Source organism: Rhodococcus sp. DK176 (assembly GCF_038447315.2).
Classification (GTDB): domain Bacteria; phylum Actinomycetota; class Actinomycetes; order Mycobacteriales; family Mycobacteriaceae; genus Rhodococcus_F; species Rhodococcus_F jostii_A.
Genome location: NZ_CP118322.2, coordinates 37641 through 49927 on the forward strand (window position 1 = coordinate 37641; position 12287 = coordinate 49927).

14 protein-coding genes are annotated in these 12287 nt (G+C 63.5%); 12 read left to right on the forward strand and 2 right to left on the reverse strand.

Annotation, left to right across the window (positions count from 1 at the left end; genetic code table 11):
* Positions 1–7 precede the first annotated feature (7 nt).
* The 3 genes from PSR88_RS37020 to PSR88_RS37030 all read left to right on the forward strand — a co-directional run bounded on the left by PSR88_RS37020 (position 8) and on the right by PSR88_RS37030 (position 1170).
* Positions 8–379, forward strand: a complete 372-nt coding sequence (locus tag PSR88_RS37020) for a hypothetical protein (RefSeq protein WP_011599900.1) — start codon at positions 8–10, stop codon at positions 377–379.
* The gene (locus tag PSR88_RS37025; RefSeq protein ID WP_011599901.1) at positions 369–551 is read left to right on the forward strand and encodes a hypothetical protein; all 183 of its coding nucleotides are present in this window, start codon (positions 369–371) and stop codon (positions 549–551) included. The genes PSR88_RS37020 and PSR88_RS37025 overlap by 11 nt, the downstream gene beginning before the upstream one ends.
* Before the next feature lie 259 nt (positions 552–810).
* Complete coding sequence (locus PSR88_RS37030; protein ID WP_011599902.1) at positions 811–1170, forward strand: hypothetical protein; 360 nt, start codon at positions 811–813, stop codon at positions 1168–1170.
* Between the two features lie 23 nt (positions 1171–1193).
* On the opposite strand, the gene PSR88_RS37035 is transcribed toward PSR88_RS37030, so the two are convergent.
* Positions 1194–1796 (reverse strand): helix-turn-helix domain-containing protein, encoded by a 603-nt coding sequence (locus PSR88_RS37035; RefSeq protein ID WP_011599903.1) that lies wholly within the window; start codon positions 1794–1796, stop codon positions 1194–1196.
* Between the two features lie 166 nt (positions 1797–1962).
* Here PSR88_RS37035 and PSR88_RS37040 point away from each other — a divergent pair, with 166 nt between their 5' ends.
* From PSR88_RS37040 to PSR88_RS37050, 3 genes are all read left to right on the forward strand, one after another.
* Positions 1963–3333: a hypothetical protein gene (locus PSR88_RS37040; protein ID WP_237727097.1), complete on the forward strand. Its 1371-nt coding sequence runs from the start codon at positions 1963–1965 to the stop codon at positions 3331–3333.
* A 68-nt stretch (positions 3334–3401) separates the two neighbouring features.
* Positions 3402–3734 carry a hypothetical protein gene (locus PSR88_RS37045; protein WP_011599905.1) on the forward strand — a complete coding sequence of 111 codons (333 nt, stop codon included), beginning with the start codon at positions 3402–3404 and terminating at the stop codon, positions 3732–3734.
* Between the two features lie 818 nt (positions 3735–4552).
* Positions 4553–5332, forward strand: coding sequence for an alpha/beta hydrolase (locus PSR88_RS37050; protein WP_342338957.1), 780 nt, complete (start codon positions 4553–4555; stop codon positions 5330–5332).
* On the opposite strand, the gene PSR88_RS37055 is transcribed toward PSR88_RS37050, so the two are convergent.
* Positions 5329–6114, reverse strand: a complete 786-nt coding sequence (locus tag PSR88_RS37055; RefSeq protein WP_411755685.1) for a helix-turn-helix transcriptional regulator — start codon at positions 6112–6114, stop codon at positions 5329–5331. The two genes, PSR88_RS37050 and PSR88_RS37055, sit on opposite strands and share 4 nt — an antisense overlap.
* Positions 6115–6919: 805 nt before the next feature.
* Between PSR88_RS37055 and PSR88_RS37060 the strand changes: the two genes are divergently transcribed.
* The 6 genes from PSR88_RS37060 to PSR88_RS37085 all read left to right on the forward strand — a co-directional run bounded on the left by PSR88_RS37060 (position 6920) and on the right by PSR88_RS37085 (position 12250).
* Positions 6920–7627, forward strand: coding sequence for an SAF domain-containing protein (locus PSR88_RS37060; protein WP_011599910.1), 708 nt, complete (start codon positions 6920–6922; stop codon positions 7625–7627).
* A 45-nt stretch (positions 7628–7672) separates the two neighbouring features.
* A complete protein-coding gene (locus PSR88_RS37065) occupies positions 7673–8452 on the forward strand; it encodes a hypothetical protein (protein ID WP_237723814.1) in 780 nt (259 codons plus the stop codon).
* Positions 8449–10095 (forward strand): CpaF family protein, encoded by a 1647-nt coding sequence (locus tag PSR88_RS37070; protein ID WP_011599912.1) that lies wholly within the window; start codon positions 8449–8451, stop codon positions 10093–10095. The genes PSR88_RS37065 and PSR88_RS37070 overlap by 4 nt, the downstream gene beginning before the upstream one ends.
* Positions 10095–10970 carry a type II secretion system F family protein gene (locus PSR88_RS37075; protein ID WP_011599913.1) on the forward strand — a complete coding sequence of 292 codons (876 nt, stop codon included), beginning with the start codon at positions 10095–10097 and terminating at the stop codon, positions 10968–10970. The genes PSR88_RS37070 and PSR88_RS37075 overlap by 1 nt, the downstream gene beginning before the upstream one ends.
* Positions 10967–11866 (forward strand): type II secretion system F family protein, encoded by a 900-nt coding sequence (locus PSR88_RS37080; RefSeq protein WP_011599914.1) that lies wholly within the window; start codon positions 10967–10969, stop codon positions 11864–11866. The genes PSR88_RS37075 and PSR88_RS37080 overlap by 4 nt, the downstream gene beginning before the upstream one ends.
* 126 nt (positions 11867–11992) lie before the next feature.
* A complete protein-coding gene (locus PSR88_RS37085) occupies positions 11993–12250 on the forward strand; it encodes a hypothetical protein (protein ID WP_016880429.1) in 258 nt (85 codons plus the stop codon).
* Positions 12251–12287 lie beyond the last annotated feature (37 nt).

A 12287-nucleotide genomic window follows, 5' to 3' on the forward strand; every position in this document is an offset into this window, starting at 1 on the left:
GGAGCCAATGAAGCTGGACGAGCTGCGGAAGATGATCCGCGAAACAACAACTGAGGATTGGAATCACATCCACTGCTGGGGTGGTGGCGCCGGGCCAAGCTACCGCGACAGGACGGTCACGGCGTTGGTCGGCAAGACCGACGCGATCGAGAACGAGGTCGAGAGCCACGGCAACGTCGCCATCTTGAGAGACGACCTCGACATCTCGATTGCTTGGGGACTCGATCTCGACTTCAGGGGATTGCGCGACGCCGGCAGCAGGGCCACCTCGAAGCTTCGACTGGGCGAAGAACTTCCACAACGAGGACGTCTGGATCTCAATAGGCGACATCTTCTACCGCGGCTCTCTCGTCGATCGAGTGCTCCTCGTGGTCGTTGACGGAGGTCGCGTCCTCCTGCCCTGGGCACACGAGCAGTTCTCGGGCCCCGACGAGGGCGACGTTGTCACCAGCAGCTGGGAGTACGATTTTGCGCGGCTCGTCGACCACTTCGAGGGAGTCTCCGAGTTCGATGAAGCCTTCGCTACAGCAGGGTTCAAGATCGTCGATTGACGTGCCTGCGTGAAGAATCGCCCCCGCCCTCAAGGAGAGCGGGGGCGATTCGATTAGGTCTTCAGCGCTGCGAAAGTTCGCTGGTCTCCGCTTGCACAGCTCTCGGCGCGGCCCGCGGCTCCTTCGAGATATGCAGCCTGCCTCGGGCGTGAGCTATACGGCTTTCGCTGGGCTGTGAAAAAGAACGCCGCCGTCTGTCACACAAGCCCGCTGCACCGGATCTTCCTCCAGATAGAAGCCAGTTTAGGAGGGAGATCCCATGCACCCCAGTCAACCTCAGCGGCCCATTCAACCCGCGCAGAATGCAACAGGCCTGTCCGACGAGGACCAACTATCTCTGTTGATGGCGGCCCCATTGATTCTGGGCCTCCTTGTCGCGGCTCTTCCAGAGATGTCGACCAAGGCAACTGCGTGGCTGCTCGCTCACGATCTCATCGTTGCGGCCTCGGCATCACCGCTGGTGACTATCCCTGGCACGGAAGGTGCCGGTCTCGACCTCCGCCGGCTGATCATCGTCGCGGCAGTTCTGGTGCTCGCTGCGACTCTGGCTCTCAGCGGAGCACGGCGCTCCATCGATCGTCGTCGGCAGCAGCGGTTGCGCCGCGGGGATAGTGCATGAACGCGGTGGTGATTGTTGCCGAGCTATCGAGAAGGAAGCGGTCGATTCCGTGCGCGGATGAATGCGTCGCGGATTGTCCGTTCTTCCAGGCGCAGAGCCTCAGCGAGTGCTGTGGCATGGCGATCGGACAGGCTTCCTTCGCCTCGCTCGATTCGGCCGATGGTGGTGGTGCTGAGTCCGGTTCGGTTTGCGACGTGTTTCTGCGTCAATCCCGCAAGATTCCGCAGGTCGGCGATGGTCCGACTGTCTTCCGGGACGACGACGAGGCGGTCGAGGGGTATTCCCAGCTTCTCGGCGGCCCGGGCGAGGTGGTCGGGCTGAGGGTGCGTTCGCGAGGTTTCCCAGTTGTGGATGGTGGTCGGGTCGACGCCTATTGCGCGGGAAAGGTCGCCGCGCGTGATTCCGGCAGTAGTGCGCGCGTCCTCGAGGGCCTGGGGCTGGAAGCCGTTCAGGGGCGCTCTCACTGCGATTTTCCGTTCATCGCTGGACATCCTATTGAAGATGTAGATACCATCGTTGCATACCGGGTTTAAATTCCAGTGGTAAATGCGATGCGGTGCAGCGCTGACGATCACTCGCTGAACTCGAACCCGGTGCGCTCGAGTACGAACAGTTCCCACGTACATGCGGCCTGACCAGCCGCTAAACGGAAAAGAGCATCCGATGACGACTACCGTTTCAGCTGCCCCACCCTTGTCCCAGACTTCTGCGCATCGACGCGACGCACGCTCGTCCGTATGCGCCGCTCAGCTAGCTAGACTGAATGCAGCCGGATTCCCCGCCCGGTCTGCTTTGCCCAGTCGCGACGACGGGTGGTTCCAGACATCGCGACAGTCGGGTTTAGGGGGACGTGACGGGCAGGCTTGGACACCTGCCCGTCACGTCGATACATCTGTCGACACGGTTGATGTGCGCTACCGCATCAACGCCCTGATGTGCGCCGGCATGACGACCGCTCTGATCGCTGACCTGGCCTCTGTGCCGGTCGCGACAATCCGGTCGCTGAGGAGCACTTCGACTCGCACCACCACCTCCGCCATCGCGGACGCGATCCTCTCGATCACTTTTCACCCCAGCCGTGGGCGTGATCTGACCCCAGCAGTGGGGGCTCGCCGCCGACTGCGTGCACTCAACGCCATGGGCTACGGCGATCCGAGCCTCGCTCACCGGTTGAACGTCGAGGTCGACGTTGTCACCTCGATGCCGGAAAAAGGTCTCATCCCGAGCGAGCTGTGGGAAGCGGTCGACGAGATCTACGACGAGCTTTCCATGCGCCCCGGACCCGACGCCGACCTCCGTGAACAAGCACGCGCAGAAGGACTGGTGCCGCCTCTCGGATGGGACGACGACGAGATCGACAATCCTAAGGCGCGTAGTCACGAGCGCGAGCGGGCCACGGGAGCGGTCGCGGCCGACGAGGTCGTCATCGTTCGTCGCCTGAGCGGCGAACAAGTCCCCATGCGCAACTGCGAACGACGAGAAATCATTCGGATGGCCTACGAGCAGCGCTGGTCACCGAGCCTCCTCGCGGACAAGCTCGCCATCAAGTACGACTCGGCCGTGACGGAGCTGAGCCGGTACCGCCGAGCTCTCGTCCAGACGGACGTCGCCGGTTCCGATTCCACGGCGGAGACGTCGACCCCGACCGACGCGCCTGCGAGGGAGCGTGGAAAGGGCGAGACTGCCGCAGACGCTGCCGCGGCCGATCTGACAGACGCACCCGGTTCTGACTCTCCGCGAGAAGCAGCAGCGACGTCGGATGCCGCCGAGTCACAGTCGCCCGCCGGCTCCAGGGTGAACGCGCCGGCGCGGGCTTCCGCCAACCGAGTGAGTGCGAACAGGCGCCGCTGGACCGGCGCCTTCACGGCAAGCGCACAGTTCCACGATGCAACGATCGACTGTGCTCGTTCAGCGCCGGAAGGCGGGGTGCCAGGGAGCTGGCCGATAGCCCGGCGCTCGAAACTATGGCGGCCGGCCTGCCGGTCGGGTTCAACGAGAGCCGTAGGTGCCGAGCAGAATTGGCCTGACTCAGATGAGCGATGGCGGCTGTCGTCGGGGTGGCACCCCTTCGCGTCAACGATGGCATCGCCTCGCCGATCAGGCATCGGCACCCCGACCCGGTCGACCAGGCAGGCCTTGTTCCAGTTCGCTGATACCTGTTGACGCCGGCGACCGTGTGAGGCATTGCTGTGCACCCCAGATCACGACCCTTTTGAAGGAGACCAGACCCGATGGCCCTCATAGAAATCCCCGAGGACTTCCACACGGCGTTCATTGCGGCCGCCCACGACGCGAACGATCACAACGACCTTGACCTCGCCGTTGACGAGGACCGCACATACATCGCCCTCAGCAACCTCTGCCCCGGATTCGTCCCGGCTCTTCGGCTCATCACCCGCGGTGAGCATGAAGCCACGGTCGAAATCTGGTCCATCGTCGACCACCAACGAGACGACGGCAGCTGGGAGCGCACTGAGGGGGTCGATGCCACCACTGCGGTCGACCTCGCCGATCCAACCGACGCTGCCAAGCGCGCCGTCGAGTGCTGGTTGACAACGCTTTGACCCCGGTCGTGCACGCTCCGCAGTGCGGAGTTTGGCAATTACCACAACAAGTTTCAACCCTGCGCTTGACCCTCACGTCCCTTACGGGACACGGAGACGGGAAACGACCATGCATGAGTCATTTTCTTCCGCTCTCAACGAGATGTCGGTCGCCGATGCGGTGATGCAGCTGGCGTCCGGAACCGTTGAACTCGCGCTCGACGACGCGCCGGAGTTCGCTCGCTGGTGCTGGTTCGCCGACGTGCTCGACTCAGACTGGGGCTTGACCGGCAGGCTCCCGGCCGCCGGCGACGATGCACTCACGAACTTGAGCGCGTCGCCGGTATGTGCCGAACATCGGAAACGAAGGCGCTCAGCCCCGACGCGCGGCGGGCGGCGTACGAGGCCACGGAGAGATTGGCCCACGGCTCGGCCGTAACCAGTTCAGAGGCCACCTATCTGGCACTTTCGGCGGCGAACGACATCGCACTCGAATGCCTCGACGAAACGCACCCCGAGTTCACAGTCGCGATAGCGCTGGCATTCGAGTCCCTCGCCGCCTGTGCGGCGGACTCCGCGGTAGCGCGATGCTGGATCGCCCGCGCTCTGACCGAATGGACGAACCGAACGCACCCAGTCGCGGGCGGCCCTCGAACGGGAGATGCCCCACCGATCACGGACACTCGGCAGAACGCGTCGATAGTCTCCGCAGGTTGTGGCGAGAGGGTCTTGTTGAGAGTGAGCGGCAACCTCTGAAAGGGGCACTGGCAACAGCGCTCCTTGAGACTCGCCTGGACCGGGGATAGTCACCTCACCCTAGGATCGGCTACGTGCCGACAGTGACAACGCCCGACGCCGACATTTTTTACACCGACAGTGGGGGAGAGGGGCCCGTACTTCTACTCGGGCACGGGTTCTTCATGGACTCATCCATGTTCACGCCCCAGGTGCGCGATCTATCCCCGGACCTTCGGGTTGTGACCTGGGATGCGCGCCGCCACGGAAAGACCACCGATACGGGTATGCCGTTCACATACTGGGACCTTGCGCGCGACGCCCTCGCCGTTCTCGACGACATCGGTGTCGAGAAGGCAATCATCGGGGGCATGTCCCAGGGCGGCTATACCGCGCTGCGCACAGCACTCCTCGCACCGGAGCGCACGACGGCTCTGATCTTGCTCGACACGGAAGCCTCAGCCTGTACACCCGAGCAGAAGTCCGGATACCGCGTCCTGTTCAATCAGTGGTGCAGCACAGAGCCACTCGAACCGCTCACCAGCGCACTTGCCCCCCAACTGATCGGTGGAGAACCTGCGGATTGGACGTCGTGGATCAGCAAATGGAACAGCAGCGATCGCATGGCTGTCCGGCCGGCCGCGGAGTGCCTTATCGAACGCGACGACGTCGTGGACCGACTCTCCGACATTGACGTTCCGGCGTTGATCATCCGTGGGGAAAATGACCTGTCAGCGCCCGCAGAGAAGGCGGACGAGCTCAAAGCAGGTCTTCCCGGTGCTGCGCCAGTTGTCACGATCCCGGTGGCCGGCCATGCCGCAAACTGGACACACCCCGAGCCGGTCAACGCGGCGATCACTGCGTTCGTCAAGGCGCTCCGCTAATTCAGGAGGCGGGGAGGCGCACTCCGAGGTACATGCAGCGGATACTTGCCCCGCATCTCCGCGTGGACCTGTACGTGCACGCTGTATTGCTCACCAGTCTCGGTGTCGCGGAGGTGCATGAACGGCTGGTGCCGGCCGAACCGGACTTCTTCGCGTGACCACAGTTCGCGGAAGAGAGGGAACGCGCTCAACTCTTCGAGGGTTTCCACCGCCCAGTCGGGGTTGTAGTAGCGACCCATCAACGCTCGGAACCAGCTGACGGTCAAGGCGGCTTCCGCCTCCCACTCCACCATGACCTTCATTGATGCCGGAGTCGAGAAGAACCAGCGCAACACGTTTCCCTCGTCGACCAGTCCAGGGAACGCCTTGTCGTACGCCGAGTTACAGTCGATGACATTCCAGCGCTCGTCGAGGTATGCCACCAGGTGCGGGTTCAGCGCCGCGATGGCGGTCTTCATGTCGGGTGTGATCAGTGTTCGATAGTCGGCGATCGTCCAGGGTGTCGTGGTGTCCTCACGCTCGGTCTGTGTTCGCCGTGCCAGATTGAATAGGTGCCGACGTTCTGCATCATCGAGACAGAGTGCGTTGGCGGTGGCGTCGAGAACCTGTGGAGAAGGACTCGCGTCCTTAACGTTTCCTTCCAGCCGCGCGATGTAGCTGACACTCAAATAGATTTCTTCGCCCAGTTGGGCCCGAGTCATTCCATCCGGGTGCGTCGGCGTTGCCCGGGTGCGCCGAGCACGGATGAAATCACCGAGACTCGGCGGACTGATCGAGTCCATTGGTTGGCCTTTCCGATAGCGAATACAGCGGCATTACCCTACTCCCGGGGAATGTCAAGCCTTGTAGGTAACACTCTTGAGTGTTACCCCCCTGCTGGACAACGCAGTTCCCGACCTGATGGAATGTTTTCCCAGAAGGCTCACAGCTGCGTGGCAGGCAGACGAGTGCGGGTCGACAGTCGCGCCGAGGGGGAGGGCCCAGGCGGGTTGCGGAGGGGAAAGCGTTTATGCCACGTGCAGCACAATGGGGTTCGCGTGTGCGATCGACGGGGACGGTGCTCGGCGTTCGGCTCCTCGTGCTCGACGTGGCACGGCACGGATCGCTAGTCGTGCTGAGGCGATGGTCGGCCCAAGCAGCGACTCCCGAAACGGGCCGCAGGAATGTTTACAAGGACCATTTCGAACCCGACTGTCCATACGGGGCAATAGAAGTAGTCGGTCAACGGCATGCCGCGCAGTTTGCCCAACGCCGGATGGTTGGAACCGTCGTTTCCGGCACCCGAGGTCGGGATGTCGCTGGACGCACTGGTTTTCATGTGCATACCCGCGAAAACGTAGCGGCGTGCACTACTGCCATGGCGAGCAACACGGTCGCCGCCCCAACGGAATCCGCCATCCAACGCAGCTGGTTCACGCGCCCAGCGGCGCCCTCACACGCACCGGACCAGTCGCACCGGATGGCGTCGCCAGTCCGTCGGAGCTTTGCAGGTGACGTGGTCGCAGCGAACTTGTCCAGGTCGCTCTCTACTGTTCGCCGTACGAAAGTGTCCGATATGTCCACACGTCCACTGTGAAGGACCACCACATGGCATCCCTGCTGACCAAGAAAATCGACAAGCTCCGCTCGTCCGGGGATGACCTGCCCCTGGCGCACAACGGCGCAGATCAGGACGAGCCACCCGATCTGAATACCCGCGCGCGCGTCCGTCGACGCCCCATTTACCTGGCGATCGGTGTCGCACTCGTCGTGGTGGCAGTGATCGGCATGCTCACCGCGGTCAACGCGATGCGCGCAACCACCGATGTGCTCGTCCTGACGAACGAGGTGCAGCAAGGCGAGACCATCGAGTCCAAGGACTTGGCCGCCAAGTCGGTCAACGTCGATGCCGATCTCGGGGCGCTGCCCGCCAGCGAACGCGGCCGCGTCGTAGGAATGAGTGCCAGCACCCGGTTGCCGGCCGGCACCGTCCTGCTCCCGTCCGCGATCACCGATCAGGTTGTTCCCGGGGAAGGCCTCACGATGGTCGGCATCACGGTGAGCTACAGCCACCTCCCCTCCGAGCCGATCGTCCCCGGTGACATGGTCCGTGTCGTGGACACACCACGCGACCAGGACGACCCGCCCGTCCAGGGCCCGATCAACACGAAGGCGCAGGTGTACTCCACCAAGGAGATCCCCGAAGCCGGCGAGACAACGCTCAACCTGCTCGTGCCCGAGGCAGAGGCCAACTGGGTCGCCGCCCGCGGCGCAACCAAGCGTGTCGCGATCGTCCTCGACAACCGAGTGCGGTGATTGGCGATGTTTCTCGCACTGACATCCGCCTCACGCTCACCCGGTGTGAGCACCACGGCGCTCGCCCTGGCCCTGAACTCACCGACCGACCGGACTCTGCTCGTAGAAGCGGATGCCATCGGGTCCTCGCCGGTCCTGGCCGGATACATGCTCGGAAACCACTATCACGATCGTTCCCTGATCAATCTCGTCGACGCGAATCGTCACGGGCGCCTCAAGACTGCGTTGACCGAGCAACTCATCCAGATCCCGCAGTCGTCGGTGTCATTGCTCCCGGGACTGGTCCACTCCGCCCAGGCAGATGCGATGCGGCCCGTCTGGGGGCCGCTGGGTGTCCACCTGGCCGGATTGAGCGTCGACGACACCAACGTGATCGTCGATGCCGGCCGGATCGGGCAACGAGGCGCTCCGGTCGAACTGATCGTCAACGCGACAACGATCGCAATCGTCACCCGCACTGAGCGAACGGCAATCGCAGCGCTGCGCGCCTCGCAGAACGCCCTGCGACAGCAGCTCTCCGCGGTGCAATCTCGGGCAAGTCTGGGGTTGATCCTGATCGGTGAGTCCCCCTATAACGCAGAGGAAGTCACGAAAGTCACCGGTCTTGACGTGATCGCGGTCCTGCCCGACTCCGGTGACGCCAAGGTCTTCTCGGACGGGTTGTCCATCAGCAAATGGCGCCGTCGCCGTTCGATCTACCTGCACACCCTCCACCGCAGTACCTGGCCGAAGATCACCAAATTCGCGGTGAGCCATCAGGCGGACTGGAAGTCCGGTCCCGCGCTCAATGCTGCGCTGCCGACACTGACAGGAGAACGCCGATGAACTCCGACGACGCGACCCAGCCTCCGCAGAACAAGATCACGGAGCTTCCCTTCTTCTCAGCCTCGATCCCGGACGCCGACCTCGCAGGTGGGGGCCGCAGTTCGGTATCGGAAATCACGCTCCCCGACACCGATCCGTTTCGATCGCTTCGCCTACACGAACTGCCACCGGCCAGCACCAATGGGCACAGCGGCACTGCGCCACGGCCTGTGCCGCCGGCCGCGAAGGTCAAGGTCGATCGCGCCCTGGTCCGCGCTCTGCAGAAAGAAGCTGCGGAACTGTTGCGTGACTACCGGTCAGCGCGTGACCGCGAGCGCCACGACCCGAAGAACGCCGGCAAATACTTCGCCCCGTTCACCGAGGAGGAAGAACGCGAGTTCGGCCGTGAGACGATCACCGGCCTGGTCAAGAACCACGTCCAGAAGACCATCAACTCCGGCGGCGAAGCCTTCACAATCGTCGAAGAAGAAGCCCTGATCAAGGCCATCTTCGACGCGCAGTTCAACCTGGGCCCGCTGCAGGAACTCGTCGAAGAGCCGCACGTCACCGACATCTTCCTCAACGGCGCGGCCGTCTACGTCAAGTTCCCCGACGGACACTACGAACACCGCGACCCAGTCGTCGACACCCCCGAGGAACTCCTCGAGTGGATGGGACTGCTGGCCTCACGCGCCGACAACGGCGGCCGGCCCTTCTCCCGGCTCAATCCGTCACTGCGCCTGACAATGCGCGGAGGCCACCGACTGTCGGTCATGGGCTACTCAGTCAAACGGCCCTCGGTGGCAATCCGCATCCACCGCCTCAAGAACATCGCCCTCGATCAGCTCGCCGCCGAACATCGGATGATGCCGATCGAGCTCGCGACCATCCTCTCGTGCGCGGTCCGAGGCGGTGCCTCGGTGGTCACCGGCGGCGGAATGGGCTTCGGAAAAACGACCTTCACGCGTGCACTGGCCAATGCGCTTCCTCTGCAGACGCGAATCGGAATCGCGGAAACCGAACGGGAACTCTTCATCGACGAACTGCCAGGCCGCGAGGATTTCGTGGTCGACGCCGAGACAATCCTGGGCGGCGGAGAACGCGGTGCAGACGGCGAGCTCGCCGGCAGCTACACCCTCTCCGACATCCTGTACGAGTTCGTGCGACAGCAGCTCGACTACATGATCGTCGGTGAGGTCGCCGGTCACGAGATCCTCGCTCTTCTCAAGGCACTGCAGACGGCCAGAGGAGGACTATCCACGACGCACGCTTACACCGCTCGCGGCGTAGTCGACCGTCTGGTGAACCTGGCGACCGAACCCCCGATGAACGCGACGGTGGACTACGTCGAACGCCAGCTCGCAGAGCACATCGACCTGATCGTCCAACTCGGCACGAAGGTCCGCGTCGACGGCGAAGGGTCACGCACCTCGGTCCGCTACGTCGACGAAGTCGTCTACGTCGAACCCGGCGACGACAAGAAGCCGTCCTTCTCCACCATCTACCGGGGATACTCGGACGGCACAGGAGAATTCGGATCCATTCCACAACCGCTGCTCCGCAAGCTGCTCGCCGGCGGATTCAAGCGAATCAACCTCCCCAGCGACAGCCTTCGCCACTTCGACGAAGAACGCGACCTCTACGACGATGAAGAGGTGGCGTGATGTATCAGCAAATCGGCATCTTCCTGGTACTACTGCTGTGCGCCGGGGTCGCCTGCATCGTCATGGGATGGAAAGACCGCCGCGATCGCACCGCGCCCACGCGTCAGCGCCGGCGCCGCAGCTCATCGAAGATCCCGCGTAGCACCCAGATCCTGCTCGTCGTGGGCTTCGCCGCCGGCATCGTCGTGTCGTCCCTCTCGGGTTGGCTCTTCACCCTCTTTCTAGTCCCGGCGCTGCTGGTCGGCTTGCCGTACCTGCTCGGCCGTCCCGAAGCAGAACAGCAGATCAGTCGGCTGGCGGCCATGGACGAGTGGGCCCGCAACCTCTCCAGCAGCATGAAGGCTGGTTCGGGAATCGAGCACACCATCATCTCCACTCCGATCCCGGAGGCGCTACGGGAGGAGATCACAGCGTTCATCAGCCGCCTGCGCAACAACGTCCCTCCGGTGGATGCAATCACACGTTTCGCTTCGGACCTCAACGACAGCGTCGGCGACAAGATCTGCGGAGCCTTGCTACTGAGCATGCAACTGCGGGGCGTGGGACTTGCAGCCGTACTCGAAGGCCTCGCCGAAGACGTCGGTGACATGGTCGCGCGCCGACGCCGCACCGAGGCCGACCGCAAATCCAGCCGTACACAAGCTAAATGGGTCACCATCATCGCGATCACAACACTCGCGGCAGCCTTCCTGTTCACCAACTTCATGGAACCGTACAAGTCGGGCGGAATGCAGATCGTGCTACTGATCCTGCTGACCCTGTTCGCGGCCGACCTGTACTGGATGAAGCAGGCCACCAAACCGCCGACCTACCCCCGCTTTATCGGCACCAATGATCGCGTCAACCGCACCGACCTCGTAGGAGCGCAGCGATGAGCATTCAGATGACGGTCATCCTCTACACGAGCGTCGGAACAATCGGCATCTACCTGGTCGCCCTCTACTTCATGCGCGCACAACCCGCACTCAGCGATGCCATGTCGCGCCTGTCCGGACCGGCCCCGGAGCGCACGTCGACAGCCGGAACCTCCCTGATCGACGGGATGGCGAACAAACTCGGCATCCGGGTCCACCCCTACCTGCAGGACAGCAAATTCTTCACGCTCCCCAACGCCGATCTCGCCCTGCTGCACCGAGATCCCGCCCACGTACTCGGGGAAAAGCTCGTCGCAGCACTGCTCGGACTGCTCATCTTCCCCCTCCTCAACCTCGTCCTGACTGCATTCGGGGTCGGCCTGGGATGGTCCATCCCGGCCATCCTGTCGATTGCGACCGCCTTCCTGCTCTTCCTCATCCCCGACATCGAAATCCGACGCCGGGCAACCGCGGCACGAGCCGAATTCGCGCAGGCACTGAGCTCCTACATCGATCTCGTCGCCCTGTGCCGACGCGGTGGAATCGGCACCACCCAGAGCCTCGAGCGCGCTGCGCAGGTGGGAGATTCATGGGTGTTCCTGCGCCTCGACGAGGAACTGTACGAAGCCGGGCGCTCCGGCGAAGCCCCGTGGAATGCCCTGACACGCGTCTCCCAAGAGCTCGGCCTGACCGAACTGGGCGACCTGGCCGACATCATGAACATGACCGGAGACAAAGGCGCATCCGTCTACGCATCACTGCGAGCAAAGGCCGCGGGCCTGCGATCCGCTCAGGCCAGCGCAGAACAAGGAGCAGCCGCCGAGGCCACCGAAAAGCTGGCCATGCCGCTGGCCGGACTCGCCGGCTTGTTCATCATGCTGCTGCTCATCCCGGCACTGACCATCATCACCGGCTAATCCGATTCGACGGTGCGCCGCCAGCGCCGCGAAAGGAGCGAGAACCCCAGACCGCCGAGCCTGGCCGGTCACGATCATCCAGTCCAGCTCACCTGCTACACATCGACCAAACACAAGGAGCCCACCATGAGCATCACCACCGTCGCTACCGCCACCCGGCGCACCGCCCGCGAGGCCGTGACCACCTACATCACCCTCACAATGATGTTCGTCGCCGCACTGGCCGGCACCCTCCTCCACCGCGCCGGCGGCAAAGACTCAGACCGCGGACCCTCCACCCTCGAGTACGTCTTCCTCGCCGTCCTGGTCGTCGGCGCCGCCGCCGCAGCCGGTGCGATCGTCGTCCGCAAGATCATGTCCCGCGCAAACGCGATCCCCGACTGAAATCAGACAGCGCTGCATCGATTGGAGAGACGGTGAG